At 72.3% G+C, this 26,441-nt stretch carries 24 protein-coding genes and 1 tRNA gene; 19 read left to right on the top strand and 6 right to left on the bottom strand.

Annotation, left to right across the window (positions count from 1 at the left end; genetic code table 11):
- Positions 1–138: 138 nt before the first annotated feature.
- From QJR14_07275 to spoIVA, 15 genes are all read left to right on the top strand, one after another.
- A complete protein-coding gene (locus QJR14_07275) occupies positions 139–600 on the top strand; it encodes a RidA family protein (GenBank protein MDI3317399.1) in 462 nt (153 codons plus the stop codon).
- 3 nt (positions 601–603) lie between these two features.
- Positions 604–1,347, top strand: coding sequence for a pseudouridine synthase (locus tag QJR14_07270; GenBank protein ID MDI3317398.1), 744 nt, complete (start codon positions 604–606; stop codon positions 1,345–1,347).
- Positions 1,334–2,383: a nicotinate phosphoribosyltransferase gene (locus QJR14_07265; protein ID MDI3317397.1), complete on the top strand. Its 1,050-nt coding sequence runs from the start codon at positions 1,334–1,336 to the stop codon at positions 2,381–2,383. The genes QJR14_07270 and QJR14_07265 overlap by 14 nt, the downstream gene beginning before the upstream one ends.
- Before the next feature lie 203 nt (positions 2,384–2,586).
- Positions 2,587–3,426: an electron transfer flavoprotein subunit beta/FixA family protein gene (locus tag QJR14_07260; protein MDI3317396.1), complete on the top strand. Its 840-nt coding sequence runs from the start codon at positions 2,587–2,589 to the stop codon at positions 3,424–3,426.
- Between the two features lie 4 nt (positions 3,427–3,430).
- Positions 3,431–4,474, top strand: coding sequence for an electron transfer flavoprotein subunit alpha/FixB family protein (locus QJR14_07255; protein MDI3317395.1), 1,044 nt, complete (start codon positions 3,431–3,433; stop codon positions 4,472–4,474).
- A 3-nt stretch (positions 4,475–4,477) separates the two neighbouring features.
- The gene (locus tag QJR14_07250; GenBank protein ID MDI3317394.1) at positions 4,478–5,773 is read left to right on the top strand and encodes an FAD-dependent oxidoreductase; all 1,296 of its coding nucleotides are present in this window, start codon (positions 4,478–4,480) and stop codon (positions 5,771–5,773) included.
- Positions 5,770–6,078 carry a 4Fe-4S dicluster domain-containing protein gene (locus QJR14_07245; protein MDI3317393.1) on the top strand — a complete coding sequence of 103 codons (309 nt, stop codon included), beginning with the start codon at positions 5,770–5,772 and terminating at the stop codon, positions 6,076–6,078. The genes QJR14_07250 and QJR14_07245 overlap by 4 nt, the downstream gene beginning before the upstream one ends.
- A 54-nt stretch (positions 6,079–6,132) precedes the next feature.
- On the top strand, positions 6,133–6,987 hold the full coding sequence (locus tag QJR14_07240) for a class II fructose-1,6-bisphosphate aldolase (protein MDI3317392.1): 855 nt from the start codon (positions 6,133–6,135) through the stop codon (positions 6,985–6,987).
- An 81-nt stretch (positions 6,988–7,068) separates the two neighbouring features.
- Positions 7,069–7,578: a hypothetical protein gene (locus tag QJR14_07235; protein ID MDI3317391.1), complete on the top strand. Its 510-nt coding sequence runs from the start codon at positions 7,069–7,071 to the stop codon at positions 7,576–7,578.
- Positions 7,579–7,826: 248 nt separating this feature from the next.
- The gene (cmk, locus tag QJR14_07230; GenBank protein ID MDI3317390.1) at positions 7,827–8,558 is read left to right on the top strand and encodes a (d)CMP kinase; all 732 of its coding nucleotides are present in this window, start codon (positions 7,827–7,829) and stop codon (positions 8,556–8,558) included.
- 66 nt (positions 8,559–8,624) lie between these two features.
- On the top strand, positions 8,625–10,043 hold the full coding sequence (rpsA, locus tag QJR14_07225; GenBank protein ID MDI3317389.1) for a 30S ribosomal protein S1: 1,419 nt from the start codon (positions 8,625–8,627) through the stop codon (positions 10,041–10,043).
- Between the two features lie 134 nt (positions 10,044–10,177).
- Entirely contained in the window at positions 10,178–11,086 is a 909-nt protein-coding gene (locus tag QJR14_07220; protein MDI3317388.1) for a YIEGIA domain-containing protein, read from the top strand.
- Positions 11,083–11,301: a hypothetical protein gene (locus QJR14_07215; GenBank protein ID MDI3317387.1), complete on the top strand. Its 219-nt coding sequence runs from the start codon at positions 11,083–11,085 to the stop codon at positions 11,299–11,301. Before QJR14_07220 ends, QJR14_07215 begins: the two co-directional genes overlap by 4 nt.
- 48 nt (positions 11,302–11,349) lie before the next feature.
- Positions 11,350–12,804: a ribosome biogenesis GTPase Der gene (der, locus tag QJR14_07210; GenBank protein MDI3317386.1), complete on the top strand. Its 1,455-nt coding sequence runs from the start codon at positions 11,350–11,352 to the stop codon at positions 12,802–12,804.
- Between the two features lie 204 nt (positions 12,805–13,008).
- Positions 13,009–14,487, top strand: coding sequence for a stage IV sporulation protein A (spoIVA, locus tag QJR14_07205; protein MDI3317385.1), 1,479 nt, complete (start codon positions 13,009–13,011; stop codon positions 14,485–14,487).
- Positions 14,488–14,510: 23 nt separating this feature from the next.
- On the opposite strand, the gene QJR14_07200 is transcribed toward spoIVA, so the two are convergent.
- The gene (locus QJR14_07200) at positions 14,511–15,974 is read right to left on the bottom strand and encodes an MFS transporter (GenBank protein MDI3317384.1); all 1,464 of its coding nucleotides are present in this window, start codon (positions 15,972–15,974) and stop codon (positions 14,511–14,513) included.
- 274 nt (positions 15,975–16,248) lie between these two features.
- A tRNA-Pro gene (locus tag QJR14_07195) sits at positions 16,249–16,325 on the bottom strand.
- Between the two features lie 186 nt (positions 16,326–16,511).
- Here QJR14_07195 and QJR14_07190 point away from each other — a divergent pair.
- The 3 genes from QJR14_07190 to QJR14_07180 are packed head-to-tail and all read left to right on the top strand — an operon-like array spanning position 16,512 to position 19,191.
- Positions 16,512–17,372, top strand: coding sequence for a hypothetical protein (locus QJR14_07190; GenBank protein ID MDI3317383.1), 861 nt, complete (start codon positions 16,512–16,514; stop codon positions 17,370–17,372).
- Positions 17,369–18,301, top strand: coding sequence for an ABC transporter ATP-binding protein (locus QJR14_07185; GenBank protein ID MDI3317382.1), 933 nt, complete (start codon positions 17,369–17,371; stop codon positions 18,299–18,301). The genes QJR14_07190 and QJR14_07185 overlap by 4 nt, the downstream gene beginning before the upstream one ends.
- A complete protein-coding gene (locus QJR14_07180) occupies positions 18,298–19,191 on the top strand; it encodes a hypothetical protein (protein ID MDI3317381.1) in 894 nt (297 codons plus the stop codon). Before QJR14_07185 ends, QJR14_07180 begins: the two co-directional genes overlap by 4 nt.
- Before the next feature lie 26 nt (positions 19,192–19,217).
- Here QJR14_07180 and QJR14_07175 read toward each other — a convergent pair whose 3' ends face one another.
- The 4 genes from QJR14_07175 to QJR14_07160 all read right to left on the bottom strand — a co-directional run bounded on the left by QJR14_07175 (position 19,218) and on the right by QJR14_07160 (position 22,525).
- Positions 19,218–19,829 carry a hypothetical protein gene (locus QJR14_07175; GenBank protein MDI3317380.1) on the bottom strand — a complete coding sequence of 204 codons (612 nt, stop codon included), beginning with the start codon at positions 19,827–19,829 and terminating at the stop codon, positions 19,218–19,220.
- On the bottom strand, positions 19,816–21,018 hold the full coding sequence (locus QJR14_07170) for a glycosyltransferase (protein MDI3317379.1): 1,203 nt from the start codon (positions 21,016–21,018) through the stop codon (positions 19,816–19,818). Before QJR14_07170 ends, QJR14_07175 begins: the two co-directional genes overlap by 14 nt.
- Before the next feature lie 5 nt (positions 21,019–21,023).
- Complete coding sequence (locus QJR14_07165) at positions 21,024–21,995, bottom strand: patatin-like phospholipase family protein (GenBank protein ID MDI3317378.1); 972 nt, start codon at positions 21,993–21,995, stop codon at positions 21,024–21,026.
- 161 nt (positions 21,996–22,156) lie between these two features.
- Entirely contained in the window at positions 22,157–22,525 is a 369-nt protein-coding gene (locus tag QJR14_07160; GenBank protein MDI3317377.1) for a hypothetical protein, read from the bottom strand.
- A gap of 459 nt (positions 22,526–22,984) precedes the next feature.
- On the opposite strand from QJR14_07160, the gene QJR14_07155 reads away from it, so the two are divergent.
- Positions 22,985–26,287 (top strand): efflux RND transporter permease subunit, encoded by a 3,303-nt coding sequence (locus tag QJR14_07155; protein ID MDI3317376.1) that lies wholly within the window; start codon positions 22,985–22,987, stop codon positions 26,285–26,287.
- Positions 26,288–26,441 lie beyond the last annotated feature (154 nt).

Here is a 26,441-nt window from a genome sequence, read left to right as displayed (position 1 = left end):
GAGGCATGGGATCCGCCTCACCGCATCGTGAAAACCGGGGCGCATCCTGACACCGCCGGCCCCCGCCGCCGCGGCCCACCACGGCATGCTAGAATGCCCCTGATCTTCCAGAGCGCGTGTTGAAAGCGAGGTGGAGACGTGGCCTGGACCGAGAGGCTGAGGGAGCTGGGCCTCGAGCTTCCCCCGGTCCCCAAGCCCGTGGCCGCCTACGTCCCGGCCGTCCGGTCGGGGGCGTGGGTCTGGACCAGCGGGCAGCTGCCCATGGTGGAGGGCGAGCTCCGCTACCGCGGCAAGCTAGGCGCTGAGCTCTCCGTCGAGGAAGGTTACGAGGCCGCCCGCGTGGCGGCGCTCAACGCCCTGGCCGCGGCCGCGCAGGCGGCGGGCGGCGCCGAGGCCGTCCGCCGCGTCGTCCGCGTCACCGGGTACGTCAACAGCGCCCCGGGCTTCCACGACCAGCCCCGGGTGGTCAACGGCGCCTCCGAGCTGCTGGGCCGGCTCTTCGGGGAGGCGGGGGCGCACGCGCGGACGGCCGTGGGGGTGAGCGACCTGCCCCTGGACGCGGCGGTGGAGATCGAGCTGCTGGTGGAGGTCACCGGGTAGACCTTGGCCTACGAGCGCTTGCAGAAGGTGCTCTCGCGCGCCTCCGTCACCTCCCGGCGGAAGGCCGAACGGCTGATCGCCGGCGGGAGGGTGACGGTCAACGGCCTCGTCGCCGCCATCGGCCAGAAGGTCGATCCCGCACGGGACGAGATCCGCGTGGACGGGCAGCCTCTCAGGCCGGTCCGGCTCTACTACTACGCCTTCCACAAGCCCGAGGGCGTCCTGACCACCCTGTACGACCCGCAGGGGCGGCCGTGCGTCGGTGACCTCCTGCGCGGTCTGCCCGCCCGGCTCTACCCGGTGGGCCGCCTCGACCTCGACTCGAGCGGGCTCCTGATCCTGACCAACGACGGCGCGTTGGCCCACCGCATGATGCACCCGCGCTTCGGCGTCCGGAAGCGCTACCACGCCGAGGTCGCCGGCCGACCCGGCCCGGAGGCGCTCGCCCGCCTCCGCCGGGGCGTCCGTCTCTCCGACGGCCCGGCCCGCGCCCTCGCCGTCCGCCTCCTGCGCGAGGAAGCGGACCGCTCGCTGATCGAGATCGAGGTGGGGGAGGGACGGAAGCGCGAGGTCCGGCGGATGCTCGCCGCCGTCGGTCACCCGGTCCTCCGGCTGGTCCGCGTCGCGGAGGGCCCGGTCCGGCTTGGCGATCTGCCGCCCGGCCGGTGGCGACCCCTGACAGCGCGCGAGCTGAACGAGCTCGGCGTCCCGGAGCGCCGAGAGGAGGAGATCCATGAACGAGGCTAACCCAGCCAGGCTGCGCACTCTGGGGGATGTCGAACGCCTGGCGCCGGGCGAGGCGAGGCTCTACTCGGCCGAGCACGCCGAGATCGTGGCCGGCGCCACCTCCGACGTCTATTTCGTCAAGACCCAGATGATCCTGGAATCGCTCGGCCGCGCCGACACCCCCGTGGCCGCCGAGATCTTCGCCAACCGCGCCGGCGTCCTGGCCGGCGTGGAGGAGGCGCTCCAGCTCCTGCGCCAGGTGCCCGGCCTCCGCGTCGAGGCGGCGCCCGAGGGCGAGGAGGTGGCCGCCAGGGAGGTGGTGATGCGCATCCGCGGTCCTTACAGCGCCTTCGGCATCTACGAGACCGCGCTTCTCGGCATCCTCGCCTCCTCCAGCGGCTGGGCGACGGCCGCCCGCCGCATCAAGGAAGCGGCCGGCTCGAAGCCCGTCATCTGCTTCGGTGCCCGCCACGTCCACCCCGCCGTGGCGCCCGTCATGGAGCGGGCCGCTCTGGTCGGCGGCGCCGACGGCGTCAGCTGCATCCTGGCCGCCCGCCTGGCGGGCCGGCAGCCGATGGGCACCATCCCGCACGCCGCCGTCCTGATCGCCGGCGACACGCTCCGCGTCGCCGAGGCCTACGACCTGCTGATGCCGGCCGGCGAAGCGCGCACCATCCTGGTCGACACCTTCCACGACGAGACCGAGGAAGCGCTCCGCGTCGCCCGCGCCCTGGGCGAGCGGCTGCACGCGGTGCGGCTGGACACCCCCGCGGAGCGGGGCAGCGTGACGCCCGACCTGGTCCGCGAGCTCCGCGCCCGCCTCGACCAGGAGGGCTTCCGGCACGTGGGCATCTTCGTCTCCGGCGGCCTGACCGAGGAGCGCGTCCGCGCCCTGGCCGAGGCCGGCGCCGACGGCTTCGGGGTCGGCGCCTTCATCGCCGGCGCACCCCCCCTGGACATGACCATGGACATCAAGGAGGTGGACGGCAAACCGGTGGCGAAGCGCGGTCGCATCCCGGGCGTCACACCCAACCCGCGGCTGGTGCGCCGCATCTGACGTGACGACCCGCCCCGAGCGGGCCCGACCCGGTCGCGCTGCTCGGCCAGGCTAGGGCGGAGCGAGGTGATTCGCCCATCCGGGCTACGGTCCGGAGGATGTTGTCATCCGGTCTCCAGATGACGACGCGCTTCAACGGGTTTAGACTGAGCACAGTATCAGAATTCTGCTCGTCTTGCGAGCGAGAAAGTGAAGGGATTCACATGCACGCCGTGGTCTGCATCAAGCAGGTTCCCGACACGACCGAGGTCCGCATCGACCCCAAGACGGGGACGCTCGACCGGCGAGGTGTGCCCAACATCGTCAACCCCGAGGACCTCCACGCCCTCGAAGCGGCGCTGGAGTTCCGCGACCGCTTCGGCGGCCGCGTCACGGTGCTGACCATGGGGCCGAACTTCGCCGCCTCGGCGCTGCGCGAGTGCCTGGCGCTGGGCGCCGACGAGGGCGTGCTCCTCACCGACCGCCGCTTCGCCGCCGCCGACACCTTCGCCACCACCTACGCGCTCTGGTCGGCCATCCAGAAGATCGAGAAGGAGCGCGGCCCCGTCGACGTGGTCCTGACGGGGCGCTACGCCCTGGACGGCGACACCGGCCAGGTGGGGCCCGGCCTGGCCCGCCGCCTCCGGGTCCCGCTCCTCAGCTACGTCACCGCCATCGAGGAGGTCGACTTCGAGGCGAAGCGGATCGTGGTCCAGCGGCACATCGAGGGCGCCGTCGTCACCCTGGAGTCGCGCCTGCCGGCGGTCCTCACCTGCTCGGCCGACCTGAACCAGGTCCGCTACGCCTCGCTGCCCGCGCTCCTGGCCGCCCAGCAGGCGCAGGTGACCGCCTGGTCGGTGGACGACGTCGGCGCCGACCCGGAGCAGTGCGGCCTCAAGGGGTCGCCGACCATCGTCTCCAAGAGCTTCGTGCCCGAGCCGCGCACCGACACGTGCCGGCTCTTCGAGGGCGAGCCGGCGGAGGCGGCCGCCTCCCTGGTCGACTTCCTGATCGCAGAGCACCGCATCCCGGGCTTCGAGCCGGTCGGCGCGAAGGAGGCGTGAGGCGATGCCCAAGAACGTCAACATCGACGAGTGGCGGGGCATCTGGGTTTACGCCGAGCAGCGGCGCGGCCAGGTGAGTCCCGTCACCTGGGAGCTGATCGGGGCGGCGCGCCGCCTGGCCGACGCCATCGACACCTACGTCGCGGCCGTCCTGATCGGCGACGGGGTGGGGCGGTATGCGGACGAGGCGGTCGCCTGCGGCGCCGACAGGGTCTTCGTCGCCGAGCACCCGGAGCTGGCCGAGTTCCGCACCGAGGTCTACGGGCGCCTGGTGGTCCAGCTGGTCCTGGAGAGGAAGCCGGAGATCTTCCTCCTCCCCGCCACCACGCAGGGGAGGGACCTGGCCAGCACCGTCGCCACCGACCTGGCCTGCGGGTTGACCGCCGACACCACGCAGCTGGAGATGGACGTCCAGAAGCGGATGCTCCTGGCCACCCGCCCCACCTTCGGCGGGCAGCAGCTGGCGACCATCACCAGCGCGAACTGGCGGCCGCAGATGGCAACCGTTCGGCCGAAGGTGATGCCGCGCCCGGAGCCCGACCCCAGCCGGCACGGTGAGGTGATCCGCCTGGAGGTGGGCGACGTGGCGGCCGACGCGCCCACCCGGGTGCTGAAGGTGGTGGAGGAGAGCAACGAGAGCCGGATCCTGGACGAGGCCGACGTGATCGTCGCCGCCGGCCGCGGGATCGGCTCCAAGGCCAACCTCTACCTGGTGGAGGAGCTGGCCGAGGCGCTGGGCGGCGAGGTGGCGGGCTCGCGCCCCATCTGCGACGCGGGCTGGCTTCCCAAGGCTCGCCAGGTCGGGCAGACCGGCATCACCGTGCGGCCCAAGCTCTACGTCGCGGTGGGCATCTCGGGGGCGGTCCAGCACGTCGTCGGCATGATGCAGTCCGGCACCATCGTGGCGATCAACTCCGATCCCCACGCCCCCATCTTCCAGGTGGCGCACGTGGGCATCGTGGGCGACCTCTTCAAGGTGGTCCCTGCGCTCACGCAGGCGGTGCGGCAGCGCGGACGCCGGGCGGTACTCGAGACCGTAGGAGGGTAATCGATGGCGATTCGTTTCGACGCCGTGATCGTGGGTGGCGGACCCGCCGGCCTCTCGGCCGCCCTGGTGCTGGCGCAGGCCGGGGTGAAGGTGGCGGTGATCGAGCGCGGCGACTACGCCGGCGCCAAGAACATGTTCGGCGGCGTCATCTACCACGAGCCGACCGACTGGGTGGTCCCCGGCTTCGCCTCCGAGGCCCCGCTCGAGCGGCGCATCGGTCACCACGAGTACTGGTTCCTGGACGAGCGATCCGCGCTCAAGATCGCCTACGAGGACGCCGCCTGGCGGGAGAAGCCGAACGCCTGGTCGGTGATGCGGGCCAAGTTCGACGCCTGGTTCGCGGGCAAGGTGGAGAAGGCGGGGGCGCAGGTGATCACGCAGACCACGGTGGTCGACCTGCTGCGCGACGGGCGGACCATCCGCGGCGTCGTCACCTCCCGGCCGGAGGGCGAGGTGGAGGCGCCGCTGGTGCTGATCGCCCAGGGTGTCAACGCGCTCCTGGTGGAGAAGGCCGGCCTGGGCCGCGACTGGCGCGCGGACGAGGTGGTCCTGGGCGTCAAGGAAGTGATCCAGCTCCCCAAGGGCGCCATCGAGGAGCGCTTCGGCCTGACCGAGGGGGAGGGGACCGCGGTCGAGATGCTGGGCGGGGAGGCGACGGCCGGCCTGATGGGCTCCGCCTTCCTGTACACCAACAGCGACACGGTCTCCATCGGCACCGCCGTCCTGCTCTCCCACCTGCGGGAGCAGGGCGAGAACCCCAACCGCCTTCTGGAGCGGATCAAGGCGCACCCCTCGGTCGCTCCGCTCCTCAAGGGCGGAGAGATGCGCGAATACAGCGCGCACCTGATCCCGGAGGGCGGCTACCGCGCCATGCCCAGGCTCTACGGAAACGGCGTCCTGGTGGCGGGCGACTCGGCCGCCATGGTCAACGCGGTCACCATGGAGGGGACCGACCTGGCCATGGTCTCGGGGAAGCTGGCCGGGGAGACGATGCTGGAGGCGCTCGAGAAGGGCGACTTCACGGAGAGGACGCTCTCCCGTTACCGGGACCGCCTGGAGGACTCCTTCGTCTTCCGCGACCTGAAGCAGTTCAGCCGGGTCGGCACCTTCTTCGCGGACAACCGGCAGTACTTCGACTTCTATCCCCGCCTGGCCAACGGCGTGGCGCGGCAGCTCTTCACCGTCGACCTGCGGCCCAAGGCGGAGCACGTGCGCGGGCTTCTCGACCAGATCCGCGGCCGGCGGTCGCTCTGGCGGATCGGCATGGACCTGGTGCGTGGATGGAGGGCTCTGGCATGACCAAGGAAGAGCTGGTGGCGACCCGCTCGGACATCGAGGCCAAGCTCTACCGGACCCGGTTCCGGGCGGACAACGACTCGCACCTGATCATCAAGGACCAGGAGGTCTGCCGCAGCTGCGAGGAGAAGCCGTGCATGGTCTTCTGCCCGGCGGCGGTATACGACTGGGATGACGAACGGAAGATGACCCTGGTCGCCTTCGAGGGCTGCCTGGAGTGCGGCGCCTGCCGGATCGGCTGCCCCTACGGCAACATCGAGTGGCTCTACCCCCGCGGCGGCTTCGGCGTCCAGTTCCGGATGGGCTGAGCGCTTGGCCGACGCCCGGGGAAAGAGGGCGGACAGGAGCAGGGAGGGTCGGTTGTGCCCCTGGTGACGAGCGGTGAGCTTCTGCAGGCGGCGGATGCGGGCGGCTACGCGGTAGGCGCGTTCAACTGCAACAACCTCGAGATCCTCCAGGCGATCCTGGCGGCCGCCGAGGCCGAGAGGGCGCCGGTGATCGTGCAGACCAGCCAGGGCGCGCTCCAGTACGCGGGGCTCTCCCTCCTGGCCGCCATGATCCGGACGGCGGCGGAGGAAGCCTCGGTGCCGGTGGCGCTCCACCTCGACCACGGCACCGACTTCGCGGTGGAGATCTCCTGCCTGCGGGCGGGATACACCAGCCTCATGTACGACGGCTCCAAGCACCCCTACGCCGAGAACGTGGCCGGCACGCGGCGGATCGTGGAGATCGCCCACGCGGTCGGCGTCTCGGTGGAGGGCGAGCTGGGCACCATCTCGGGGACCGAGGACCTGGTCTCCGTCTCGGAGCAGGAGGCGTTCTACACCGATCCCGCGCAGGCCGCCGCCTTCGTGGAAGAGACCGGCGTCGACGCCCTGGCGGTGGCGGTGGGCACGGCCCACGGCGTCTACCGCCAGGCGCCCCATCTGGATTTCCAGCGCCTGGCCGCCATCGACCGGCAGGTGAAGGTGCCGCTGGTGCTCCACGGCTCGTCCGGGGTCCCCGACGACCAGATCCGGGAGGCGGTCCGCCTGGGGGTCCGGAAGATCAACATCGACACCGAGCTCCGGCAGTCCTTCAGCTCCACGCTCCGGAGCTGGCTGCCGGAACACGCCGGCGAGATCGATCCGCGGAAGATCCTCGGCCCCGCCAGGGCGGCCATGCAGGCCAAGGTCCAGGAGAAGATCCGCCTCTTCGGTTCGGCGGGCCGCGCCTGAGCGGCGCCACCGGCTCGGCCGGAACCGCGGCCGGGGGGCTACGGGCGGGGGGGCGGCGCATACCGTGCTAGGGGCGATGCGATGCGGCAGACGCGTGGCAGCCCCGGCCGGGGCGCCGTCCTCCGCGTGGTCCTGGTGGCGCTGGCGCTGGCGGCGGCGATCCAGAGCATCCGCTACGACGCCGAGGGGAACCTCTGGGCGCTCTTCAACCAGGGTCTGGACGCGGGCGTCTGGCCCGCGGTGACGGGACCCGCCCAGCCGGCGCTGGCCCCGCTTCCTCCGGAACGGGGAAGGGCGGGGCGGATCGCCTGGGCCGAGCTCCTCCTGCTGGATGCGCCGAAGGCGCAGGAGCTCTCCGTGCGGGTGGGAGGGCGGTCCCTGGGCACCTTCGAGCGACCCACCCTGCTGGCGGAGGTTCGCGCCGGCGAGTCCATCGAGCTCCGGCTCTCGCCGCGCGCCGCGAGGGCGCTCCGGCTGGTGGTGGTGCGGACGTCGCCGGACCTTCTGCGTCCGGCGGCGGGGACCGTGATCCGCCTGGAGCCCGGCGAGCGGAGGCTTCTGAAGGCGGTTGTCGAGGACCCGGCCCGGTGATAGACTGCGTGAGGACCGCGGCCGGGGGTGCGCCTCCACCGGCCCGCGGGGCGGAGCGGCGCAGTGATGGCAGGTGGAGCTGGCGCGTGTCGACCTGGGAGAGAGGAAAAGCGGAGGATGAGGCGAAGCACCCCTCGAGCCGTGAGGGGTCTTTTTCATTTCCTGCCCCTGCGGCGCCCGCGGGTCTCGAGCGGAGCGGCGGCCGACGGCCCGGGGCCTCGTCCGCGGCTCCTCGCCGCCCGCGCCGGGTGATCGCCATCGACGGTCCGGCCGGCGCGGGGAAGAGCACCGTCGCCCGAGCCGTCGCCGCGGCGCTGGGCTACACGTACATTGACACCGGTGCCATGTACCGCGCCGTGGCCGTCGCCGCCCTGGAGAACGGGGTCTCGGCCGATGACGCGGCCGCCGTCTCCGGGCTGGCCCGTCAGATCGACGTCCGCCTCCGGGGCGGCGGGCGACCCCGCCTTCTTCTGGCCGGCCGCGACGTGACCGACCGGCTGCGGACGCCGGAGGTGGAGGTGATCGTCTCCACCGTGGCCGCCCATCCCGCCGTGCGCGAGCGGCTGGTGGCGCTCCAGCGGAAGCTGGCCGCCCGGGGAGGCGTGGTCCTGGACGGCCGCGACACGGGAACCCACGTGGTGCCCGACGCCGACTGCAAGGTCTTCCTGACCGCTTCGGTCGAGGAGCGGGCGCGACGACGCCTGCGCCAACTGGAGCGGGAAGGCTACCGCTTGAACGTGGAGGAGGTGGAGGAGGAGATCCGGAGGCGGGATGCCATGGACAGCGGCCGGGAGGTGGCGCCGTTACGCCCGGCGCCGGACGCGCTGGTGGTTGACACGACGGGAATGACGGTGAGCGGCGTGGTTCAGCTGATTTTGGACCGCTGTCGTCAACTGGGCGCGCGACGGCGCGTTCGTTCAGCCGCGGCGAGGTCCAACCCTGACGACGCGGCCCCCGGGGATTTGGACGATCAAGGGTAGTCCGCCCGCGAGAGGCCGGCCGGCGCGCCGGCTGCGGGCGGCGATCCGAGGAGGTTTCTGGCGAGGATGGCTTGGGACGAAGAAGAGTTCGAGCATCAGGAAGTCGACGACGGAGCGCGCGAGGTGAGCGCGGCCGTCGACACCCCGGCGCCGGAGACGGCGAAGGAGGAGAGGCAGGCGACGGGCGAGGCCTCCGCGGAGGCGTCCACCCCCTCCCAGGAAGAGGTGGAACGGGCGGAGCTGGAGTATGCGGGCAAGCCGCTCCGGCCGGGCGAGGTGCGGGAGGCCGTCATCGAACGGGTGAGCGACGATGGGCTCTGGGTCGATGTTCAGGCCAAGTCCTCCGGCTTCATTCCTCTCCATGAGATCTGGCTGCCCGGCGGCGCCTCCCTCCAGGAGACCTTCCACGAGGGCGACAGGATCCTGGCCTACGTGCTCAACGTGGACGAGAGCAACCCGGTCCTCTCGCAGAAGCGGGCCCGGGCCCGGCAGGCCTGGAAGAAGCTCCAGGAAGAGTACGAGAGCGGCACGGTGATCGAGGCCAAGGTGACCGAGCAGGTGAAGGGCGGGCTGGTGCTGGACGTGGGCGTGCGGGCGTTCATGCCCGCCTCCCACGTGGAGCGCGGCTACGTCAACGACCTCTCCCCCTATGTCGGCCAGACGCTCCGCGCCAAGGTGATCGAGCTCGACCGGAACAAGAACCGGGTGATCCTCTCCCGCAAGGTGGTGCTGGAGGAGGAGTACCAGCGCGCGCGGGAGGAGACCTGGTCGAGGCTGGAGGAGGGCCAGGTCGTCCGCGGCGTGGTCAAGGGGCTGACCGACTTCGGCGCCTTCATCGACCTGGGCGGTGTGGACGGCCTGCTCCACATCTCGGAGATGGGATGGGGCCGCGTCAAGCACGCCTCCGACGTCCTCTCCGTGGGCGACGAGGTGGACGTCAAGGTGCTCCGCCTCGACCGGGAGCGCGAGCGGATCTCGCTGGGCCTGAAGGAGCTGCTGCCGGATCCGTGGGCGAACGTGGAGCTGAAGTACCCCATCGGCAGCGTCGTCGACGGGACGGTGGTGCGCATCGCTTCCTTCGGCGCCTTCGTGGAGCTGGAGCCCGGGGTGGAGGGGTTGGTCCACATCTCCCAGCTGGCCGACCATCACGTCAACGACCCGCGCGAGGTCGTCGCGGAAGGCGAGCAGGTGAAGGTGAAGGTGCTCCGGGTGCAGCCCGACGAGCGCCGGATCAGCCTGAGCATCCGCGAGGCGATGGAGCCGGAGGAGTGGGAGCGCCCGGAGCGACCGGCCCCCAGCCGGCGCGAGCGGCCGGAGCGGGGCGAGCGCGGCCGGCACCGCGGCGAGGCGCACGGCGACTTCAGCAGCGGCAACCAGGGGGTCACCATCGGCGACATGTTCGGCGACCTGCTGACGCGGACCAAGCACGACCTGGAGAACGAGGAGCGGAGGAACGGCGGGCAGGGCCGGGGCGAGCCCGCCTAGGCGGAGCGCGCAGGCGCAGGTTCCGGCCCGCCGGCCAGGCGGCAGGGCAGGGCGGACCCGGACGAGCGGAGGGGGGCCGGCAGCGCCGGTCCCCCTCCGCATACCCGCGCGGGCCGGGGTGGGAGGCTACCCCCGTGACGTCCGTGGGCAGTCTCGGTCCGTATCTGCCGCCGATCCTGATCGGCTGGATCTTCGGCGTGGCCGCGCGGCTCCTGGTGATGCAGGTGGACTACCGCGCCTACCCGAGCTACCCGGCCGGGTACACGGTCCACCTCGGCCTTGGCGTGATCGCCGCGCTGGTCGGCGCCGTCGCCATCCCGGCGCTGGCCGACAAGCAGTTCACCGCCGTCACCTTCCTGCTGCTGGTGGCGACCGAGTTCCGCCAGGTGCGGGACATGGAGCGGAAGACGCTCCAGGGTGTGGACGCGACGGAGCTGATCCCGCGCGGCGAGGCGTACATCGAGGGGATCGCGCGCACCTTCGAGGCGCGTTACTTCCTGGTGATCGGCGTCTCGGCGCTGGTCTCCACGGTGACGCTGGTCGCCGGGAAGGGATGGGGCGTGGTGGCGGGGGCGCTCGCGCTGGGCGGTACGCTCCTCCTCCGCCAGGGGCGCAGGCTGGGCGACTACTGCGACGTACGGGAGAGCCGGATCACCTGGGACGAGCTGGGCGGCCTCCACGTGGCGGGGATCTACATGCTGAGCGTCGGCCTGGAACAGGTGCGGGGGGAGATCGACCGCTGGGCGGTGGCGGTGGAGGTGGTCCCCCGCGGTCCCGCGGGCCAGCTGATCCTGAGCGACCCCGGCCAGCGGCAGGCGATCCTGCACGACGTCACGCACCTCTTCGGGTACCGCTTCGAGGTGGCCGAGCCGGAGTACGTCCCCATGGCGAGGAAGAACCTGGAGAGCGGCGTCCTGGGCATCTACCTGACCCCCATGCGGCGCGACGTGCCCGGCATCCTCCGCGCCATCCGGAACGTCCCGGTCCTGGAGCGGACACGGGGTGGCCGCAGGCGACAGCTTCCCGGAGGTGAGCGGCGATGACCGCCCCCGCCGGCGAGGATGGCGGGATCCGCGTCCAGGAGGCGATCCTCGCCATCGTGGCGCTCCGCCGCGACGCGGTGGAGGGCGGGGCGGCGCCGGTCTTCTACGCCCGGAACGCCGAGGAGCAGCAGAAGATCGCCTTCCTTTTGACGCGGATCCTCAACGCCTTCGCCCACGACCTGGGCAACGGCACGCTCATCATCGTCAAGCACTGAGGGGACGCCCCGGCGGCCGGTATAATCAGGGAACGGCGAGGTGAAGCGATGCCCATCGTGGCTCTGGTCGGCCGCCCCAACGTGGGCAAGTCGACGCTCTTCAACCGGATCCTCCGGCGGCGGCAGGCCATCGTCGAGGGCCGGCCCGGCGTGACCCGCGACCGCGTGGCCGGCGAGGCGGAGTGGCGCGGCCGGCGGTTCACGCTGGTGGACACCGGCGGCCTGGAGGCGGCGGCCGAACCGGAGGGCATGATGGCGGCGGTCCACCGGATGGCGCTGGCGGCGGTGGAGGAGGCGGATCTCCTCATCTTCCTGGTCGACGGGCGGGAAGGGGTGACCCCGGCGGACGAGGAGGCGGCCGCCCTCCTCAGGAGGAGCGGCAAGCCGCTCCTCCTGGGCGTCAACAAGCTGGACCCCGGCCAGCCGGACGAGGCGGCCTTCGACTTCTTCCGCCTGGGGCTGGGCGAGCCGCTGGCGCTCTCCGCCGAGCACGGCCGCGGGGTGGGCCACCTGCTGGACCGGGCGCTGGAGGAGCTGGAGCGGGCCGGACGACCGGCGGTGCCGCTGGAAGAGGCGGAAGAGGCCGCCGGAGGGCGGGAGGCGGACGGAGAGGCCGGGACCGGGAAGGCAGCCCCGGAGCGGCCCGTTCGCGTCGCCGTGGTCGGCCGCCCCAACGTGGGCAAATCCTCGCTGATCAACCGCATCCTGGGAAGCCCCCGCCTGCTGGTGACGCCCGAGGCCGGCACCACCCGCGACGCCGTCGACGTCCCCTGGCAGGCGGGCGACCGCTTCTTCGTCTTCGTCGACACGGCCGGCCTGCGCCGCCGCACCCGGGTGCACGAAGCGGTGGAGTTCTACAGCACGGTGCGGACGCTGCGCGCCCTGGAGCGGGCCGACGTGGCCTGCCTGGTGCTGGACGCCACCCAGGGCGTCACCGATCAGGACGTGAAGATCGCCGACCTGATCGAGGAGCGGGGGCGCGCCTGCGTGATCGCGGTCAACAAGTGGGACCGGATCGAGAAGGAGACCGGTACCAGCGAGCGCTTCGTGGAGGCCGTCCGGGAGAGGCTCCACTTCCTCGCCTTCGCGCCCGTGGTCACCGTCTCGGCGCGGACCGGCCAGCGCCTGGCGCGGCTCCCGCAGCTCTTCGCCCGGGCCGCCGACCACCACCGCGCCCACCTGGCGACCTCCCTCCTCAACCGGGTCGTCGGCGACGCGGTGGCGCTCCACCACCCGCCGGCGCACCGGGGCAGGCCGGTCCGCATCTACTACGTGACCCAGACGGGCAGCGAGCCGCCGGTCCTGACCGGCTTCACCAACGCCCCCGAGGGCGTCGACAAAGCGTACGAGCGCTACCTGGAAGGGCGGTTGCGCGAGGTGGTCGATCTCGAGGGGACGCCCGTCCGCTGGCGATGGCGGGCGCGCCCCCGCAGCGAGCGCGGCGCCCCTGCCTCCAGGCGGCTCGTCCGGCGGCGCCCCGGCGGGCCCGCCGTCTCCCGCTGACCCCGCCCGCCTCGCCCCCGGTTCCCCTGCACCCCCGCGCTTTTTCCCGCGCCCCGCCCGGCATGGTCCCGGCATGATCCCGGCTTGGGCGCATATAGGTGGAGCATCGGAGAGGGCGTGGGCCGCGTCCCCCGGACGCGGAGGCGCCGGTTCCGGCGGATCGCCACCCGGCGTGCCTGGTCCCAGGAAAGAGGGGGAGGTCGCGTGGAGGAGTTCGACATCTTCCAGGATATCGCCCAACGGACCGGGGGAGATCTGTACGTCGGCGTGGTCGGCCCCGTGCGGACCGGGAAGTCCACCCTGATCAAGCGCTTCCTGGAACTGCTGGTGCTGCCCAACATCCCCGACGAATACGAGCGGCAGCGGACCACCGACGAGATGCCGCAGAGCGGGGCCGGCCGGACCATCATGACCGCCGAACCCAAGTTCATCCCCGGCGAGGCGGTGGAGATCGCCGTCGGCGAGCTGCTGCGCGCCCGGGTCCGCTTCATCGACTGCGTCGGCTACCCCGTGGAGGGGGCGATCGGCTACGAGGAAGAGGACGGGCCGCGCCTGGTCTCCACGCCCTGGTTCGGCGAGCCGATCCCCTTCGAGCAGGCGGCCGAAGAGGGGACGCGGCGCGTCATCGCCGAGCACTCCACCATCGGCCTGGTGGTCACCACCGACGGGAGCATCACCGACATCCCGCGCTCCGGCTACGAGGAAGCGGAGCGCCGCACCATCGGCGAGCTGAAGGACCTCGGGAAGCCCTTCCTGGTCATCCTCAACTCCGCGCACCCGGACGATCCCGACACCGAGGAGCTGGCCAACCGGATGGAGCAGGAGTACGGCGCCACGGTCCTCCCCGTGGACGCGCTCCACCTCGACCGCGAGGCGCTGGACTGGATCCTGGAGGAGCTCCTCTACGAGTTCCCCGTGCACGACCTGGAGATCCAGCTCCCCGCCTGGGTGCAGGAGCTGGAGGGCAGCCACTGGCTCCGCCTCCGCTTCGACCAGGCGGTCCAGGAGGCCCGCTCCAAGGTCCTCCGGCTGCGCGACGTGGACCAGGCGGTGGCCGAGCTGAGCACCATGGAAGAGGTGAGCGAGGCGCGCATCGCCCGCATGGAGCCCGGTACGGGGAACGTCACCGTGGCCCTGGAGGCGCCCGAGTCGCTCTTCTACCGCGTGCTGGAGGAGATCGCCGGCGTCAGCATCAGCGACAAGCCGGCGCTGATGCGCCTGATGCGCGAGCTGGTCGACGCCCGCCGCCAGTTCTCCAAGCTCTCCGCCGGCTGGCGGGAGGCGCAGGAGGTGGGCTACGGCATCGTCACCCCCGCCTCGGAGGACATGGAGTTCGAGGAGCCCGAACTGGTCAAGCGCGGCAGCCAGTTCGGCGTCCGGCTCCGGGCCAAGGCGCCCGCCTACCACGTGGTCCGCGCCGACGTCTTCGCCGAGTACACGCCCATCCTGGGGACCGAGCAGCAGTCCGAGGAGCTGGTCAGCTACCTGAACGAGAAGTTCGCCGACGACCCGTCCAAGATCTGGGAGTCGGAGATCTTCGGCAAGTCGCTCCACGAGCTCCTGGAGGAAGGCGTCCAGGCCAAGCTCGACCGGATCCCCGAGAACGCCCAGCGGAAGCTGCGCGAGACGCTGGAGAGGATCACCAACGAGGGAAGCGGCGGGCTGATCTGCATCATCTTCTGACCTTCGCCCCCTTGGCGACCGGCTCAGCGCCTGCCCCCGGTCTCCGCCCCCGGCCGGGGGAGACCCGTGCCGCCCCTGCCCGGGGCCGGCCCGCGCAGGAGCGAGAGGACGGCGCCCACGATGCTGATCAGGAAGGAGACCCGGAAGACGCCGTCCACCCCGCGGACGAAGTCGGCCACCGCGATCCCCGCCGGGCCGCTGGCGCCCGCGAAGAGGCCGGCCAGCGCCCGGGGGCTCATGGTGCCGGACATCACGTCGAGGCTGATGGCGATGGACATCATCATGCCCAGGTTGTTGGCCATGGTCCGGGTTCCCCCCGCGATCCCGCGCCGTTCCGGCGCCACGGCGCCCATGATGGCGTTGGTGTTGGGCGAGTTGAAGAGCCCGGAGCCCGCCCCGGCCACCGCCATCCACGCCGCCAGGGTGGCGATGGGCGTGCGGACGCCCGTCCGCGCCAGGCCCATGAGGCCCACGCCGGTGATGACCAGCCCCAGCGAGGCCAGCTCGCGCGAGCCGTACCGGTCGGAGAGCCAGCCGCTGATGGGCGAGAGGACCAGCATGGCGATGGCGAAGGGCGCCAGCAGCACGCCGGCCGTCACCGGGTCGTAGCCGCGCACTCCCTGGAAGTAGAAGACCAGCAGGAAGGTGATCGACCCGCGGGCGATGCCGTTCAGCCACGTGCTGGCGTAGGCCGCCGAGAGCAGCCGGCTGCGAAAGAGGCTCAGGTCCAGCATGGGCTGCGCTGTCCGGCTCTCCCAGAGGACGAAGAGCGCCAGCAGCGCCACCGCCGCGGCCATCATCCCCAGGTTGGCCGGCTCCAGCCAGTGCCCGCCCGGCGCCAGGGTCAGGACCACCAGCATCAGCAAAAGGCCCAGGGTGAAGGCCAGGGTCCCCCGGAGGTCGAAGCGCTGGTGCTCGGGCAGCCTGACCACCTCGCGCAGCTGCACCCAGGCCCAGACCGTTCCCACGATGCCGAGGGGAACGTTGAACCAGATCACCCACTGCCAGCCGAAGCGCGTCAGGGCGCCGCCCAGGATCGGCCCGACGATGGAGCCCACCGCGATCACCATGGAGTTGATCCCCAGGGCCCGGCCCAGCTCCCGCTTGGGGAAGGCGTCGGCCACGATGGCGGTGCTGTTGGCCAGCATCAGCGAGCCGCCGACGGCCTGGAAGACCCGCAGCAGGATCAGCTCCAGCGGCGTACGCGAGAAGCCGGCGAGCAAGGCGCCCACCGTGAAGAGAGCGAAGCCCCCTACATACAGGCGCTTCCTGCCCACCATGTCGGCCACCCGGCCGACCGAGGGAACCAGGATGGTGATGACCAGCTGGTAGGCCATCAGGATCCAGACCACCTCGGCGAAGCTGGCGTGGAGGAGGCGCATGATGTCCGGCAGGGCGACGATCAGGGTGGTGCCGTTGAGGACGGAGAGGAAGGCGCCCAGCGTGGTGGAGGAGAGCGCCCACCATTTGTAGCTGCTTCCTGCCACATCTGCCGTCTGGCCTGGCTTCGAGGAAGGCCGGTCCGGCGACCGGCTCAGGGGATCCGACGCGGTGCGTGCCATGCGCTTGGGCTTCCTCCCGTGGGTTCACCGCCTGAGTTGAGGGGTGGTGAATCGTGGTCCGCTGCCGCCATGGCGATCGCGGCCAAACTGCCAATGGTTACCACAGCGAACGATTTGACGGTCTATTATTCTAGATCGGCCATCGATGAGGGACAACGAAAAAGGCCCCGCACCTCCTGCGGGACCTTCTCTCTCAGGCTGGTCGGGCCGGCCGGATTTGAACCGGCGACCTCTTGAACCCCATTCAAGCGCGCTACCAAGCTGCGCCACGGCCCGACTGGATTCTCGCGGGAACGCGGGCGGTCTCGAGCCGCCGCCCGGTCGCACCTCTGGATTCTAAGCCTCCCGGCCGCCCGAGGCAAGGCGCCGCAGGCGGCCGGCTCGGGCGACCCGGCCGAAGCCTGCGACGCGCAGCGCCTTTCGTGCGCCGCCGGGGCCCATGATACAGTGGGCACGGCGGAGGTGAGTGCTTTGCGCAGCGTCTGGTTCCGCAGGGGATGGCCGCTGCTCGTGACGCTGGTCGTGGTGGCCGCGGTGGCCACGGTGCAGCCCGTGCAGACCGCAGCCCAGTCCTTCCTGGACCTCTTCCACGCCAAGCGCCTGCAGCCCATCACCCTGGACCCGCAGGCGTTCCGCTCGCTGCCCGAGCCGGGTAGCCCCGATGCTTTCGGAAGCTTCCACGTCACCGGAGGGCAGGCCGAGCGGGCGGCCTCGCCCGGGCAGGCACAGGCGCTCCTGGGTGAGACGCCCCTGGATCGCCTGACGGCCGCCGGCTGGAGAACGTCCGGCGACTGGCAGGTGACCGGGGCGATCCGCGCCAGCCTGACGCTGGATCGGGCCAAGCTGGAGAGCTACCTCCGGCAGGCCGGCTGGGGCGAGGCGCGCCTGCCGGCCGCGCTGGACGGCGCCACCTTCCGGGCCGACGTGCCGCCGGTGGTGATCTCCGTCTGGCAGGGGCCCGGAGACCGCAGCCTGACGCTCTTCCAGGGCGCGCAGCCGCGGATCGAGGCGCCCGCGGGGTTGGACCCGGCCTTCCTGCAGCAGCTGGTCCTCCGGATGCCCGGCCTGCCCGAAAACCTCCGGCGGCAGCTCCAGTCGCTGGGCGACTGGCGGAACACCCTGCCGGTTCCGGTGCCCGAGGGGACCTTGAGCCAGCCCGTCCGCGTGCCGGGTGCGAGCGATGCGCTCTACCTGTCGGAGCCCGACACGGGACAGGCGGTGCTGCTCTGGCTCGAACCCGACGGCTCGGTGCTCGCCCTCCGGGGACAGGGCATCGGTCGCGACGAGCTTTTGACCCTGGCGGCGACCGTACGGCCGCAGTGAGGCCGGTGGAGCCCGCTTCCCCGCCGGCCGTGGAGGCGAGGGGGCTGACGCGCCGCTTCGGGTCGCAGGTGGCGGTGGACCGTCTGGACCTGAGGGTTCCCCGCGGGGTGGTCTTCGGTTTCCTGGGGCCGAACGGGGCGGGGAAGAGCACCGTGGTGCGGATGCTGCTGGGGCTTCTGGCGCCCGACGAGGGCGAGGCCCGCCTCTTCGGCCGGCCCGTCGACCGGCCGGAGGCGCGGGAAGGCGTCGGCTTCCTGCCGGAGAAGTTCGGCTACCCGGGCTGGATGAGCGGGCGGGAGCTGCTGGAGCATCACGGGCGGCTCCTGGGGCTGCCGCCGGCGCGCGTCCGCTCGGAGGCGGCCCAGGCGCTCCACCGGGTCGGCCTGGAGGAGGCGGCCCACCGCCGGATCCGCACCTTCTCCAAGGGGATGCAGCAGCGGCTGGGGATCGCCGCCTCGCTGCTGGGCGAACCCCGGCTCCTGGTCTGGGACGAGCCGACCTCGGCGCTCGACCCGCTCGGGCGTCTCCTGGTGCGGGACCTCATCCTCGAAGAGCGCCGGCGGGGTGCCACGGTCTTTCTCAACTCGCACCTGCTGGGCGAGGTGGAGCGGGTCTCGGATCACGTGGCCGTCATCCACCGCGGGCGCATCCTCCGCCAGGGCGCGCTGGAGGAGCTCCTCCAGCGCCGTCTCCGCGTCGTGCTGGAGGCGGAGCCGCTGGAGCCGCCGCTCCTCGAGGAGCTGGGGCGCATCGGCAGCCTCCTGGCCCAGGAAGGCCACCGTCTGGAGCTGGCCGTGCCCGACCGCGAGGCGCTGCCCGCACTGGCCGGAGCCGTGGCGGAGGCGGGCGCCCGCCTCTACCGCCTCGAGCCGCGCGGCGAGACGCTGGAGGAGTTCTTCGTCCAGGCGCTGGAGGAAGCGTCGCGGTGACCCGGCGCCCTCATCCCACCCTGGAGATGGCCCGGTACGGGGTGCGCGAGGCGACCCGCAACCGGATCGCCGGCATCGGTGTCGCCGTCGGGCTCCTCCTGCTGGGCCTCTACGGCTGGGGTCTCCACGCCGCGCTGGCACGGCTGGCCGCGGCGCCGCTCCCCCTGGGCGCCACCTCCCCGAGCGGTCCCGCCGGAACGCTGGCGCGCGAGCTCCTGGTGCAGGAATCCGCGCCGCTGGCGCTCTGGCTCGCCTCGCTGGTGGGCGTGGCCCTGGCCGCCGTGCTGGGCGCGGGCGCCACCGCAGGCGAGCTCGAGGCCCAGGTGGCCCTGGCCACGCTGGCGCGGCCCGTCTCGCGGGCCCAGTGGTTCTTCGGCAAGGCGCTGGGGACGGGTCTGGTCCTGAGCGTACTGCTGGGCGGGCTCCTCCTGGGCGTGATGGGGCTGACGCGCTGGATCGCCGGCGTGGCTCCCATGGCTTGGGCCGGGGCCACGGGGCTGGTCCTCCTGGAGGGCTGGGTGGTGCTGTCCGTGGCGCTCATGCTGGGCACGCGGCTGGCGCCCCTGGCCACGGTGGTGACCACCGTCCTCCTGTACGGGCTCTCGCTGGTGGGCGTCTTCCTGGGCTTCGTCGCCGCGCTTGCGGGCAGTGGAGGCCGGACGCTGGAAAACCTCTCGACCGTCTTGATGCTCGTCTTTCCGGCCAGCGGCCTCTACGCCCGGGCCGCCAACCTGATGACGGGCGCCAGCCCCCTGGCAGGGATGGCGGCCGGCCCCCTGGCGGGCGGGGCGACGGCGCCCAGCTCCGCTCTGACGCTCTGGGCCCTGGGCTACGTGGCCATGGCGCTGGCGGCCGGGTGGGCGCTCTTCCGGGGGCGGGAGATCGGCTGAGTCCCGGCCGAGCCGGCGCCCAGGCGCTACCCCGGTCCGGCACCGCCGCGACGGAGCCGGACGAGGCGCCACGAGCCCGCGGCCAGCGAGAGGACCAGGAGGACCAGGGCACCCGTGGAGAGCCAGCGGCCGATCTCCGGTGCGGCGATCAGGAGCGCGATCGTTCCGTACGCCCAGGCCAGCGCCCAGGCGAGGTCGTCCAGAAGCAGGAGGGCGAGGAGGGCCGGGCGGCCCGTCCCCGTGGCGGCGAGGATCCAGAAGAGCTGTGTGTAGCCGAGCCCGATCCAGCGCAGGAGAAGGAGAGACAGCCGTGGCTGCCTCCGGGCCAGGATGGGCTCCAGGCGGCTCACCAGTAGGGCCAGGCCGGGAATCCCCCTCGCCACCGCTTCCAGGAACGGCGGACCCAGGCGTGCGAAGAGCACGTAGCTCGCCGCGTGGCCGAGAGCCGTGGCCACCCCGGCCAGGCCCCCCGCCCACCACCACGGGACATGGCTCTCGGACGCCAGACCCGCGAGCAGCCCGAAGAGGGCGAGAGAGGAGAGCGGGATCCCCGCTGCCATGAGGGCGAAGCCGACCGCCAGGCCCGCCCACGCCGCCAGGCCGGGGGAGAGGCCGGCGCCCCCGTCAGGCAGCCCCACGCTGGCCGGCCTCGCGGCGGCGCGGAGCGGTGTCGAGAAGCCCGGTGTAGAGCGCGAGGAGCTGGGCCAGGACCCGTCCGGCTTCATGTTCCTCGGCGACGGCCCTCGCCCCGGACCCCAGGCGGCGCCGCAGCTCCGGATCCCGGGCCAGGCGGAGTACGGCCCGGGCCAACGCCGGGACGTCACCGGCCTCGACGGTGAGCCCGCTCTCACCGTCGCGCACCCACTCGGGCAGGGCGCCTGCGCGGGCGGCCACCACCGGCAGGCCGGCGGCCATCGCCTCCAGGGCCGCCAGCCCCTGGGTCTCGGCCGGAGAAGGGAGCAGGAGAAGGTCGGCCCTTGCGTATTCGGCCGCCATCGCCTCCCAGGGCCGGCGCCCCAGCAGGCTGACTCGCCCGGCCGCGAGATGGGGAGCGAGCCTCTGCCGCAGCGCATCGGCCAGCGGCCCGTCGCCGGCGAAGCGGGCGAGGAGGCGCGGCTCCTCGCGCAGGGCCAGGTCGAGCGCCTCCGCCGCGCTCCGGACCCCTTTCTCGGGACTGAGCCGCCCGGCGAAAAGGACGGTGACGGAACCCTCGGCGGCACCGCTCCCCCCGCCTTCCCCGGCTTTCGCAGCGCCCGCCGGCCGCTCGACCGCGAACCGATCCAGGTCGATCCCGTTCGAGATGACCGCGACGGGCCGCCTCACACCCAGCCGCCGCAGCTCGCCGGCGGCATAGCGGCTCGGCGCGATCACGACGTCACAGCGGTTGAAGAAGGCGCGCGCGAGCGGGGGCGCGACGGCCGCAAGCCCCTTCCCCGCGGGCAGCGCGATCGCAGCCGCCCGGATGTTGGCATGGTAGGTGGCCACCACCGGGATGCCCAGTGACCTGGCCGCGATCAGGCCGAGCCAGCTCACCGGAAGCAGCGTCTGTACATGGACGATATCCGGGCCCCAGGCGGCCAGTTCGCGCCGGACCTCCCCGTAGTCCCAGGCGAGGTAGGAGTCCGGCGGCATGCCGGGCACGGCGCGGAGCGGGATGGCGCGAACCCGGTGGACGTCGCCCGGGTGGAGCGGTCCGCCTGTCTGCGGAAGGGTGAAGACGCGGACGGCGTGCCCGGCCTGGGTGAGACGGTCGTGGAGCAGGATCGTGGCGCGGGTGAGGCCACCCAGATCCTCCCGGATCGAATCGCTGAAGAGCGCAATCCTCACCTCGCCTACGCCCCCTTCGCCGCCCCGGGCAGTATGGAGGTCACCTGGGAGGACGGGAGCGGGCCGGATCCCGCAACCTGCCCTGCGATCAGGGGCAGCGCCTGCCGCACAGCGCGCTGCCCGGCCGCGATGATCTCCGGCGCACGATCGAACTGATGCCCGTGGAAGCGATGGACGTCGGGCCGGATGACCACGTCGGCCGAGGCGTCGGGCGGCGTCCGCCGGAGGCGGTCCTCCGTGATGTCGAAGGCGGCGAAGACTGTTCGGACCAGCCCCCAGTTCTGCTCGTCCGACCGGTCGCGGACGCCGAGGCCGGCGAGCACCCGGCCGGGCCCCAGCTCCAGCGCCGCTTCGCTCAGCCGGTGCCAACGCCTCCGTGCGCTGCCGACGGAGAGGCGTGCCCGGGTCGCAGCCCGGGTCCAGACGTCATAGGGGCTGGAGACGTCCACGGCGACGACGCGCGGCGGCTGCAGCTCCCGCAGGGCGCTGACCGGCACGAGCTCTGCCAGACCGCCGTCGACGACGGTCCGGCCATCCAGCACGATGGGGGCGAAGAGCCCCGGAACCGACATGCTGGCCCGCACCGCTTCGGCCACGGAGCCGGTGCGGAGGACGACCGGCTCGCCGGTCGCCAGATCGGTCGCCAGCACCGCGAACGGTACCGGCAGCTCTTCGAAGCGAAGGTCACGGGTCAGCTCCCGGAGTCGATCGAGAAGGAGTTCCCCGCCCACCACGCCTCCCGAAAGAGTGAAGTCCGCCAGGCGGACGAGTTCGCCCCGGCTGAGGCTGCGGGCTCGTCGCTCCAGTTCGGGCAGGGTTCCAGCGACGTACGCGGCACCGACCACCGCCCCGAAGCTGCAGCCCGCCACGTGCGTCACCGCCACTCCCGCCCGCTCCAGCTCCCGCAGGACCCCGATGTGGGCGAGTCCGCGTGCCGCCCCGCCGCCCAGGGCGAGGCCGATCTCCGTCCGATGCATCGTGCGACCACCGCTTCCGCTCGCGTTGTCTGCCCTTGTCTGCTTCACCCGCGAACCGGCCGCGCCCGGCGGCGGCGCGGCGGCAAGACGGATCGAACGACCCCCGAAAGCCACCCGGGTGCTCCGTGGCCCGCACGCCCGCAGGGCCGGCTCCCGGCCGCCTACGGAACGGACGGCCGGACCACGTCCAGAAGGCGGGAGAGCCGGTCGGCCTCCCCGGGCGCCAACCTGCCCAGCCGGGCCACCAGGCCTCCCAGCGCATCCTCCATGGGACGGCGGACGCCTTCCCGCAGGAGCTGGGCAGGACCTTCCAGGAGCGCGCTGGCGGCACCCAGGGCAAAGGCCAGGCGCGCCTGGGGGGCGACGATACGACGCGAAGCCGCGATCAACCCGTCCACGTCGAGGCCGACCAGGCGGAGGAGGAGGAGCGCGGCAGCCAGCGTCCTCGCCCCCGCCTCCAGGGGCTCGCGGCAGGAAGCCATGCCCGCCAGAAGCTCCCGCAGCTGGCGGAGCGGATCGGGCGCGTCCACCCAGCGGGCGAAGAGTTCCTCGAACGGCCGCGCGGGTCGGCGGGGGCCGGGGCAGCGGACGGGCCGGCGTCCCGGGAGGCGTCGCGCGGCAGGCCGAGAAGCGGCCAGGCTGCCTCGCTGGGCCGGAAGAGAACCGGCGGGCGCCCGCTCCTTCCCGCCTCGCGGGCGTACTCGTGCTCGACCAGCCCGAGTTCTTCCAGCCGCTTTAACGTTTCATAGACCGTCCACTTGCTGACACCCAGCCGCGCGGCCAGCGCCCCGTAGTGGACCGGGAGCCGGCGCGCCAGATACAGTTCTGCCACCGAACGGAGCAGCTCGAGTCGCCTCGACGTCAACCGCATGGAGTCCATCCCCCATCCGCCCGGCTTTACAAAAACCCCAAAAAGCAGTGTAGACTACTCCCGTCCGCTTTGCACAGGGAAGCTTCCCCTGTCGCGGAGAGAGAGGAGGCCCTGCCGGGTGTCGTCGTTCCTCCGTCAGGTGATTCGCCGTCCCGTCTTCATCACCGTGCTGGTGGCGGTCGCAGTGGTGTTGGGCGCGTTCTCCGTGGTGCGTCTGCCCAACGAGCTGATACCCGATCTCAACCCGCCCCTGGTGACCGTCACCACGATCCTGCCCGGCGCTTCCGCCACGGAGGTCCGCAGCCTGGTCTCGGATCCGCTCCAGAAGGCGGCGGCCACCACCCCGGCACTCAGCCAGATGCAGGTCGTCTCGCAGGAGAGCGTCTCCCTCATGGTGCTCCAGTTCAACTGGGGAAGCGACGTCAACCGCGACATCGAGGAGCTGCGCACGCGGATCGACCAGGCCGACCTGCCCAGCGACGCCCGCCGGCCGGTGATCGCCAAGTTCGACCCGGCGGCCATGCCGGTCCTGGAGTATGTCGTCCGCTCCGAGGACGGCGCCAGTCTGGAGAAGACCACGGCGCTGATCCAGGACCACGTCATCCCTCAGCTGCAAGGGGTCGACGGCGTCGCCAGCGTCGAGCTGGCCGGGGATCGGCCGCTCCAGGCGCAGGTCGAGCTGCGCGAGGCCGACCTGGCGCGTTATGGCATCAGCCCGCTGCAGGTTCAGCAGGCGATCCGGGCTTCGAACCTCAACTACCCGCTGGGCAGCGTCACCCAGCGGGACCGGAGCTGGAACGTCCGGCTGGCCGACACCCTGCCCGACCTCGATCCGCTCAAGCAGCTGGTGGTCGGTCAACGGCCGGCCGGCGTCGGGCCGGGCGGGCGCCCCGTGGTTGCACCGGTCCGGCTCCAGGATGTGGCCGATGTCCGCATGGCGGCGGCGGAGCCGACCTCCTACGCCTATCAGGACGGGGAGCCCACGGTGGCGCTGATGGTCTTCAAGCAGTCGGACGCCAACACCGTGGCCACCGCCGACGCGGTCCAGAAGGAGCTCGACCGCCTGGCCGCCCAGAATCACCTCCGGTTCACCAAGGTGCTGGACTCGGCCGAGATCGTGCGCAGCTCGATCCAGGATCTGATCCGCGACCTGGTCATCGGCGCGGTGCTGGCGGTGCTGGTCATCGCGCTCTTCCTGCGCCGGGCGCGGACGGCGCTGATCGCCGCCATCTCCATCCCGGTCTCCGTGATCACCACCTTCCTCGTCCTCTACCTGCAGGGGATGACGCTCAACCTCCTGACGCTGGGCGGGCTCTCCCTCGCCGTCGGGCTGATCGTCGACGACGCCATCGTCGTCCTGGAGGCCATCGAGCGCCACCTGGAGCGGGGCAAGTCGCCCCGCCAGGCGGCGGTGGAGGGGACGCAGGAAGTGGCGGTGGCGGTGGTCGCCTCCACCCTGGCCATCGTGGCGGTCTTCCTGCCCATCGTCTTCATCTCGGGCATCGCCGGCGTGATCTTCCGCCAGCTGGCGATCACCGTGGCCGGCTCGGTGCTGGTCTCGCTGGCCGTCTCGTTGGGTGTCGTGCCCATGGTGGCCGCCCACCTCCTCCGGCCCGGCGGCGGCCGGGAGGGCGAGGGTCTCCTGCCCCGGAACCGCCTGACCGACGGCTACCGCGCGCTCCTGGAGTGGGCGCTGGACCGGCGCTGGGCCGTCCTCGCCGGGGCCGCCGCCCTCCTCGCGCTCAGCCTCCTCGCCCTCCCGCACCTGGGAAGCGAGTTCCTCCCCACGACCGCGCAGGACCAGTTCCAGCTGGTGCTCGAGATGCCCGCCTCCAGCTCGCTCCAAGCCGTGGACGCCAAGATGCGCGAGGTGGAGGCGCTCGTCCGCCGCGACGGCGATGTGCGCCAGGTCGTCTCCCAGATCGGCGGCAGCCAGGGGCTGGCCATCCTCGGCGAGACGACGGGAGGAAGCCAGCTGGCCATGCTGACGGTCACCGTCCGCGACGGCGTCCGCCCGCAGACGGTGATCGACCGCCTGCGCGCCCCCGTCGACCGGGTCGCACCGCCGGCGACGGCCACCTTCAATCTGGTCTCGCCCATGGTCCAGCTGTTGGGCGCCCAGGCCAGCGCCATCCAGGTCCAGGTGAGCGCTCCCGACCCCGCCCTGGTCGACCGCTGGGTGCCCCGCATCCGCGACCGCCTGGCCCGCCTGGACGGCGCGCTTCGCGTCTCCGATAGCCTGAGCCAGTCGACGCCCGACATCCTCATCCGCGTCGACCGGGCCAAGGCGGCCGCGTACGGCCTGACGCCGGCGCAGGTCGGCATGATCCTGGACCCCGCGCTGAGGGGCGAGAAGGCGACCCAGCTCCAGCAGGGGGACCAGGTCTACGACATCTGGGTCCAGCTGCGTCCCGAGGATCGGAACTCGCCCAACCGCATCGCCGACCTGCGCATTCCCGTCGCGGCGCCCGCCTCCGCCTCGGCGGGCATGGCGTCGGCCGGTCCGGCTCCGGCGGCGGCACAGGCGCCGCAGTCCGTCCGCCTGGGCGACATCGCCACGGTGGAGGAAGGCCGGGGGCCGGTCTCGATCGTCCGCATCGACCAGCATCCCGCCGCCACCGTCACCCTGCTCTTCCAGAACCGCGACATGGGCGGCATGATCGCGGACATCGACCGGGCTCTCGCCGACCTCCACCTGCCCGCCGACGTCAACGTCCAGTACACCGGCGTGGCCAACCTGATGCTCGAGTCCTTCTCGGGCCTCTCGACCGTCCTGGTCCTGGCGGTGATCCTGGTCTTCCTCATCATGGCGGGGGAGTTCGAGTCCTATCTCCACCCCTTCGTCATCCTGCTCTCCCTGCCGCTGGCGGCGGCGGGCGTCCTGGGCGCGCTCTGGACGACGGGGATCCACTTCAGCGTCACCGCCTTCCTGGGGTTGATCCTCCTGGTGGGCATCGTCGTGCGGAACGGCATCGTGATGATCGATCTGATCAAGCAGCTGCGCGAGGCCGGCCGCGGCGTCCGCGAAGCCATCGTCCTGGGTGCCGCCGTCCGCGCCCGCCCCGTCCTGATGACGGCGTTGGCCGCGGCGCTCGGCATGGTACCCGTCGCCTTCGGCCTCGGCGGCACGGGCATCAAGCTCCTCCAGCCGCTGGGCGTGGTCGTCATCGGCGGCCTCTTCACGGCCACGCTCCTGACGCTCCTGGTGGTACCGACGGTCTACTCGCTCCTCGACCCCGCCTACAGGAAGGAGCAGCGCGCCGCCCGGCAGCGGCCGCCGATCGGCGACGGCCTCTCCCCGGAGAGCCTGGCGCGGCTCCGCCAGCTCCTGGCCGACCCCGAGGTGGTACGGGCGCTGGAATCGGCGCTCCACGAGGCCCGGAGCCAGGCGCCCGGCGGCGGCCGGGGCGCGGGCGCCTGAGGCGGCCGGCCGCGGCAGGCACCGTCGCGGATGGGCCGCGGCAGGCACCGTCGCGGATCGGCCGCCCGGTCCGTCCTTCCCTTTTGGTGCAGAAGGATCCGGAGCTCCATCTGCCAATTAAGATTCAACACGATCCGCCGTCGCATTTCTTATG

It is taken from the genome of Bacillota bacterium (assembly GCA_029961055.1).
Taxonomy (GTDB): domain Bacteria; phylum Bacillota; class Sulfobacillia; order JAIMAT01; family JAIMAT01; genus JAIMAT01.
Note: the sequence above shows the minus strand (reverse complement) of the source record. Positions and strands in the feature narration are given on the sequence as shown.